This is a genomic window from Streptomyces carpinensis (assembly GCF_002154505.1).
GTDB lineage: Bacteria > Actinomycetota > Actinomycetes > Streptomycetales > Streptomycetaceae > Streptomyces > Streptomyces carpinensis.
In genome coordinates this window covers 1-7,140 of sequence record NZ_MUBM01000087.1, presented here as the reverse complement: position 1 = coordinate 7,140, position 7,140 = coordinate 1, and the positions used below count along the sequence as shown (strand labels likewise).

Below are 7,140 nucleotides of genomic sequence, written 5' to 3'. Positions count from 1 at the left end.
GCGGGACCGTCACCGGCGCCGCACCGTTGTGGCCGGCGCCGTGCACGACCAGTTCGCCCCGCCCGTCCCGCCAGCGTCGTCCCATCCCCGGCCGCCTCCCCGGTCGCCGTGTCGCGTCGTCGACCGACCGTATCGGTACGGCGGTGGGCCCCACATGGGTCCACGGGCCCATGCCGCGCCCGGCGGGCCGGGGCTAGGGTCCCCGCGTGCGCGTACTTCTGATCGTCCTCGCCGCCCTGTGGGGCGCGGGCGCCGGGCTGCTGGTGCCCCGCGCCGCTCACCGGTTCTCGGTCGACGCCGGGGAGCCGTGGCGCGGTGAGTGCCCGGACGGGCATCCGATCACGGGGGCGTTCGGCGGCTGGGCGGGACGGGCGCGTTGCACCGCCGCGGGCTGTGGGACGTACGGGCCGAGCACGCCGGTCGTCGGCGCGCTCACCGCCGTCGTGTGCGCCGTGCTCGCCGCCGCGACCGGGCCCCGGCCGGAGGTCGTGGTCTGGCTGCTCGCCGCGCCCATCGGTGTGCTGCTCGCGCTCGTCGACCACCGGGTGCACCGGCTGCCGGACGTGCTGACGCTCCCGCTCGCCGCCGCGGCCGCCGTACTGCTGGGCGTGGCCGCGTTGCTGCCCGCCGCCGCGGGTTCGTGGCCGACGGCGCTGCTCGGCGGACTCGCCCTGGGCGCCGCGTACTTCGTCCTCTTCCTCGTCAACCCGTCCGGCATGGGCTTCGGCGACGTCAAGCTGGCGCTGGCGCTCGGGGCGGTCCTCGGCTGGTACGGCTGGCCCGTCCTGGTCGTGGGCGGCTTCGCCGGGCTGCTCTACGGCGCCTGCTACGGGCTGGGACTGGTCGTGCTGCGCCGGGCGGGGCGCAGGTCCGCGATGCCGCTGGGGCCGTTCATGATCGGCGGGGCGTTCACGGGTCTGCTGCTGGGCGCGTTCGCGGTGGCGTGAGCGCCCGGTGCGGGAAGTCGCGTCAGGAGTGCTGCGAGTAGGGAGCGGGGCCGGTGGGGAGGAAGTCGTCATGACTGGACTCGGTGCCGTCTTCCGGCCCCAACTGCCCCCCGAGCGACTGCGTTCGATCGCCCGCCTCGCCGACGACGTGGGCCTCGAGGAACTGTGGCTGTGGGAGGACTGCTTCCTGGAGGGCGGGATCTCCACGGCGGCGGCCGCCCTCGCCTGGACCGAGCGGGTCCGCGTCGGAGTGGGCCTGCTGCCCGTGCCCCTGCGCAACGTGGCCCTCACCGCCATGGAGGCCGCCACGCTGCACCGGCTCTTCCCGGGCCGCGCGACCCTCGGCGTCGGGCACGGCGTGCAGGACTGGATGGAGCAGGTCGGCGCGCGGGCCGAGTCCCCGACGACCCTGCTGCGCGAACATCTGGACGCCCTGCGCGCCCTGCTGCGCGGAGAGCGGCTCACGACACAGGGCGGCCGCTATGTCCGGCTGGACGACGTCGCCCTGGACTGGCCGCCGCCGGCGGAGAGCGCCGTCCCGGTCTTCGCGGGCGCCACCGGACCGCGCACGCTGCGCCTGACCGGTGAGGCGGCCGACGGCACGATCCTGGACGCGGCCACGCCCCCGGCCGGCGTTCGCCGCGCTCGTCGGCTCATCGACGAGGGACGGCGGGCGGCCGGCCGCACCGGTGCGCACCCCGTCGTCGTCTACCTCCTCACCGCCACCGGGCCCGACGCCGAGGCCCGGCTGCGCGCCGAACTGACCGCCGAGGGCCGGTCCGCCATTCCCGACCTGGGCGTGGCAGGGGACGCCCCGGCCGTGGCCAAGGCCGTCCAGGCCCTGGTGGACGCGGGCGCCGACTCGGTGATCCTCCAGCCCACGGCCGACGAGCCGGACCCCGAGGGGTTCATCCGCTTCACCGCCCAGGAGGTGCGGCCGCTGGTGCCGTGACCGGCGGTCGTGATCGGCGGCCCGAAAATGAGCGGCGCCGAAGGGTCCGAACTGGAACGATCACCCGCATGACAGACCCGTGGCGCCGTTCCTCCGCGACCTTCGAGGACCTCGTGGCCGAAGGGGCCGCCGTGCCCACCGAAGGGTGGGACTTCTCGTGGTTCGAGGGGCGGGCCACCGAGGAGCGGCCCTCCTGGGGGTACGCCGTCTCGACGGCCGGCCGGCTGGCCGGCGCGCACGCCGTGCTGGACGTGCAGACCGGGGGAGGGGAGGTCCTCGACTTCGCCCTCGGCCGGGCCCCGCGCCGTCCCGTGCTGCTCGCCGCCACCGAGGGGTGGCCGCCCAACGTGGCGAAGGCCACCGAGCTGCTCGGTCCGCACGGTGTCGTGGTCGTGGCCTCGGCCGAGGATGCGCCGCTGCCGTTCGCGGACGGCGCCTTCGACCTGGTCGTCAGCCGGCATCCCGTCCGCCCGCACTGGGAGGAGATCGCCCGCGTCCTCGGACCCGGCGGTACCTACTTCGCCCAGCACGTCGGGCCCGCCAGCGTCTTCGAGCTCGTCGAGTACTTCCTGGGGCCGCTGGCCGAGGAGTCGCGCAGTGCCCGGCACCCCGACCGCGAGCGGGCGGACGCGGAGGCCGCCGGCCTGGAGATGGTCGACCTGCGCGCCGAGCGGCTGCGCGTGGAGTTCCACGACATCGGGGCCGTCGTGCACTTCCTGCGCAAGGTGGTCTGGATGGTCCCCGGCTTCACGGTCGAGGCGTACGAGTCCAGGCTCCGGGAACTGCACGAGCGGATCCGGGCCCAGGGCCCGTTCGTGGCGCACAGCACGCGCCATCTCGTCGAGGCCCGCAGGCCGGGCTGACGGCCGGAGCCCGGCCGCCCGGCCGGCTTCACCGGGTCGGGCCGGGGATTTCGCCCGGTCTGTCCGGGCCGGGCGCTTCGCAGTTTCCACATTGTTACCGCCTGCCCCTCCCGCCACCACTACGGCTCCAGTAAGTTCAGACCAATGTAATTCGCGTGAGCAAAGCTGCGCGGGTGGCATCGCGCAGTGGAGGGGGCTGCGCGACGCCGTGCCCGCTGATGACGGCGACTCGGCGTCCCTGGGGCGGCCGAGGTTGGACCGCCTTCGGCGTCAAGCGGGCGTTCGCGACCGGGTCGCCCGTGGGAGGGATCCGGAACAGCTCGCCGAGGGGTCCCCAGATGGCGCAAACCCTCCGGATCTCGCCGTATCCCGGCCGTTCTCCCTGTGAATTCGCTGTGATCCGGCCATGATCTGGTGCGGAACAGCCGCTTCCACCACTTCCGTGGCGTCGCCGGTCGATTTCGGAGAGTAGTTGTGGCGCGCCGGGGGACGCAGCATCACTTACGAAGGGTTATGGTGGAAACCCCCCCTCGGGCCGGTCCGTCTCCCCCCCACGGACCGGCCCGTCTTCTTTTACGAGCGGCGGGGGCTCTGTTTGATACAGGTCCCGGTGCGTGACCCGGACGGACCAGTCACGGATCAGCCGCGTGCCGAGCGCGGGCAGGCCGCGGTCCGAGCACCGGCCGGGCGCGGATCGGGGCGGATCGGAGCGCACCCCCGGTCCGCGTTCTGCCACGGGTCTGCCACAAGTGGGAACCGGACGCTGCTTCGGGGCGCGCATGACAACCCATTGGGGGACCCTGGTCGTGCCGGGGGTAGGCTTCGCCCCCGGGGACCGCCATACGGACCAGGCCGCCGCACGGACAGGAGAACGCCCCGGCCGCGCGCCTGTCCGATCCATACGGAGGGGCTGACGAACACGTGAACCTGCGCGACAAGCTGCGCGGCCTGCTGGTCAGGCTGTACGCGCGCCGGGTGGAAGGCCACCTGGACCACGCTCAGGTGCCCAAGCACATCGGCGTCATCATGGACGGCAACCGGCGCTGGGCGAAGGCCGCGGGTTCCACCACCGCCCAGGGTCACCGGGCCGGCGCGGACAAGATCGAGGAGTTCCTCGGCTGGTGCTCCGAGACGGACGTCGAGGTCGTCACCCTCTGGCTGCTGTCCACGGACAACTTCGACCGGCCCCAGGAGGAGCTCGTCCCCCTCCTCGGCATCATCGAGGACGTCGTCCGCTCGCTGGCCGCCGACGGCCGCTGGCGCGTGCACCACGTCGGCACGAGGGACCTGCTCCCGCCGGGCATGCAGGCCACCCTGAAGGAGGCCGAGGAGGCCACCGCCGACGTCGGCGGAATACTGGTCAACGTCGCCATCGGCTACGGCGGCCGCCAGGAGATCGCCGACGCGGTGCGCTCCATGCTCCACGACGCCCACGACAGGGGCGTCTCCATGGAGGACCTCGCCGAGGCCGTGAACGTCGACATGATCGGCCGGCACCTGTACACCAAGGCCCAGCCCGACCCCGACCTGGTGATCCGCACCAGCGGGGAGCAGCGGCTGTCCGGGTTCATGCTCTGGCAGACCGCGCACTCGGAGTACTACTTCTGCGAGGTCTTCTGGCCGGCCTTCCGCAAGGTCGACTTCCTGCGCGCTCTGCGCGACTACGCGGCCCGCCACCGCCGTTACGGCGGCTGAGGGACGGCCGGCGCCCACAAGGGTCATAGGGGGCGTACCCGCTGCGGGTGTCGGCGGCGTACGTGTCTTCACGAGGAGTTCATCCGTGTGCCGCTCCGTGTATTTGCATGGTGGCGCATGTTCGAGGGCATAAGCCAGACAGGTCGACACCCGAACCACGGGTGTCGTATCTCAGCGGGCGGCTCAGGGCCGTCCGCCCGGGAGGCCCTTTGCACGAGCCCGACCGTGCGGTCACAGCGCGGACGAAGACGAGGGGGGCCGGTTCCCGGCCCGCCGAGTGCGTGGGCCGGCGACCGGCCCCTATGCCCCCGCCCTCCCGGCCCGGCATCCGCATCGTCGCTCCCCGACCTCATCCGAGGGGGTACGTCCTTCCGTGGTGACCAGCACAAAGCGCCACAAGCCAGATCGGCGCACCTACGTTCTCGACACCAGCGTCCTGCTGGCGGACCCGAACGCCCTGACCCGCTTCGACGAGCACGAAGTCGTGCTCCCCATCGTCGTGGTCACGGAACTGGAGGCCAAGCGGCACCATCCCGAACTCGGCTACTTCGCCCGGCAGGCCCTGCGCCTGCTCGACGACTACCGGGTCCGGCACGGCCGCCTCGACGCCCCCATCCCGATCGGGGACCTCGGCGGAACGGTCCGGGTCGAGCTCAACCACTCGGACCCCAGCGTGCTGCCCACCGGCTACCGCCTGGGGGACAACGACTCCCGCATCCTCGCGGTCGCCCGCAATCTGCAGGCCGAGGGGTACGACGTCACGGTCGTCTCGAAGGACCTGCCGCTGCGGATCAAGGCGTCCTCCGTGGGGCTCCTCGCCGAGGAGTACCGGGCCGAACTCGCCATCACGGACGCCTCCGGCTGGACCGGGATGTCCGAACTCACCCTTCCGGGCGAACAGGTGGACATCCTCTTCGAGGAGGGCCACATCTACGTTCCCGAGGCCGCCGAACTGCCCGTGCACACGGGCCTGACGATCCAGTCGGAGCGTGGCAAGGCCCTGGGCCGGGTGACGGCCGAGGGCAACGTCCGGCTGGTGCGCGGCGACCGGGAGGCGTTCGGCATCAAGGGCCGCAGCGCCGAGCAGCGCATCGCGCTCGACCTGCTGCTCGACCCGGACGTCGGGATCGTGTCGATGGGCGGCCGGGCCGGCACCGGCAAGTCGGCGCTGGCGCTGTGCGCGGGCCTGGAGGCGGTGCTGGAGCGCCGTCAGCACCAGAAGGTGATGGTCTTCCGCCCGCTGTACGCGGTCGGCGGGCAGGAGCTCGGCTACCTGCCCGGCACCGAGGCGGAGAAGATGAGTCCCTGGGCGCAGGCGGTCTTCGACACGCTGTCGGCGGTCACCTCCCGCGAGGTCATCGAGGAGGTCACCGCGCGCGGGATGCTGGAGGTACTGCCGCTCACCCACATCCGCGGCCGGTCGCTGCACGACGCGTTCGTCATCGTGGACGAGGCCCAGTCGCTGGAGCGGAACGTCCTGCTGACCGTGCTGTCCCGGATCGGCGCCAACTCGCGGGTGGTTCTCACCCATGACGTGGCACAACGGGACAATCTGCGTGTCGGCCGCTATGACGGGGTGGTCGCCGTGGTGGAGAAACTGAAGGGCCATCCGCTCTTCGCGCACGTGACGCTGACCCGGTCCGAGAGGTCCCAGATCGCCGCACTGGTGACCGAAATGCTGGAGGACGGACACATCTGATCCATTGACCTTGTTCGCACTGTTGTCCCATATTGGGACGGATGTGCGAAAGTTGGCGCCGCCCGACAAAGGCCGAGAGCCTAGCCGGGCGGCGTCGGCATGTGCGGGACTTTCATGAAAAACCGTGGGCCAAACGGGATGTGAGCTTTCACACGCAACACAGAATTGCTTTGCGGTGTTCGGTTACGGCTAGAGTCTCACTCCTGTCAGGCCCCGCATACGACACACCTGTACCCCCAGCGGTACAGCACCACCTGAGCACCACCTCAACTCCATAGCGTCGTCGTATGCCGCCCGAGCACCACGCGGCGCTCCCGTGACGGGAGTTGCCCACCGGGCCCGCGCCTCCCGTGACCCCGCAGTTGGGAGGCCAGTGCCAGGGGCACGATTGCGTCCGCCAGGGTCACCGAAGCGGGCGATGCTGGAAGGAAACCGTGTGAGCCGGATTTCGGTCCGGGGACTCGCAGTGGCCTCGGCCACCGCGGTCACCGCTGTCGGAAGCGTCGTCGGCGTTGCCTCGGGCAGCACCGCGCAGAACAACGACGCCGAAGCGACGGCAGCCGACGCGACGCTGCTCGCCGACATACCTGCGGGCCAGCAGGCCCAGGTGCAGACCGCCTCCCTCGCGCAGCAGGCCGACGCACAGGCCATCGCCGCGGACACGAGCGCCAAGAAGGACGCCGAGGAGGCGGCGCGCAAGGCGGCCGCCGAGACCGCGTTCGCCAAGAAGGCCGAGGCCGAGAAGGCCGCCAAGGCGGCCGCGGACGCCAAGAAGCGGGAAGAGGCCGCGAAGGCGGCGAGTCGCAGCGCGGCCCGCGACTCCTCCAGCTTCCCCATCCAGAGCTCCTACACGGTGGCGCAGATACAGGCGATGGCGCGTCAGATCGTGCCCAGCGGCCAGTTCCAGTGCTTCAGCAACATCGTGAACCACGAGTCCAGCTGGAACTACCAGGCCGTCAACGCCTCCTCCGGCGCCTACGGCCT

6 protein-coding genes are annotated in these 7,140 nt (G+C 71.9%); all 6 read left to right on the top strand.

From position 1 onward, the window contains the following. Positions 1–206 precede the first annotated feature (206 nt). Positions 207–947 carry a prepilin peptidase gene (locus tag BZY54_RS13045; RefSeq protein ID WP_086725344.1) on the top strand — a complete coding sequence of 247 codons (741 nt, stop codon included), beginning with the start codon at positions 207–209 and terminating at the stop codon, positions 945–947. 70 nt (positions 948–1,017) lie between these two features. After that, positions 1,018–1,899, top strand: coding sequence for an LLM class flavin-dependent oxidoreductase (locus BZY54_RS13040; RefSeq protein ID WP_086725343.1), 882 nt, complete (start codon positions 1,018–1,020; stop codon positions 1,897–1,899). 68 nt (positions 1,900–1,967) lie between these two features. Continuing rightward, on the top strand, positions 1,968–2,762 hold the full coding sequence (locus BZY54_RS13035) for a class I SAM-dependent methyltransferase (protein WP_086725342.1): 795 nt from the start codon (positions 1,968–1,970) through the stop codon (positions 2,760–2,762). 921 nt (positions 2,763–3,683) lie between these two features. Beyond that, positions 3,684–4,457, top strand: a complete 774-nt coding sequence (locus BZY54_RS13030; RefSeq protein ID WP_086725341.1) for an isoprenyl transferase — start codon at positions 3,684–3,686, stop codon at positions 4,455–4,457. 373 nt (positions 4,458–4,830) lie between these two features. Beyond that, a complete protein-coding gene (phoH2, locus tag BZY54_RS13020; protein ID WP_086725339.1) occupies positions 4,831–6,156 on the top strand; it encodes an RNA 5'-3' helicase PhoH2 in 1,326 nt (441 codons plus the stop codon). A 436-nt stretch (positions 6,157–6,592) separates the two neighbouring features. After that, positions 6,593–7,140, top strand: a 548-nt coding sequence (locus BZY54_RS13015) for a lytic transglycosylase domain-containing protein (protein WP_208640641.1), incomplete at its 3' end; no start/stop codon positions are given.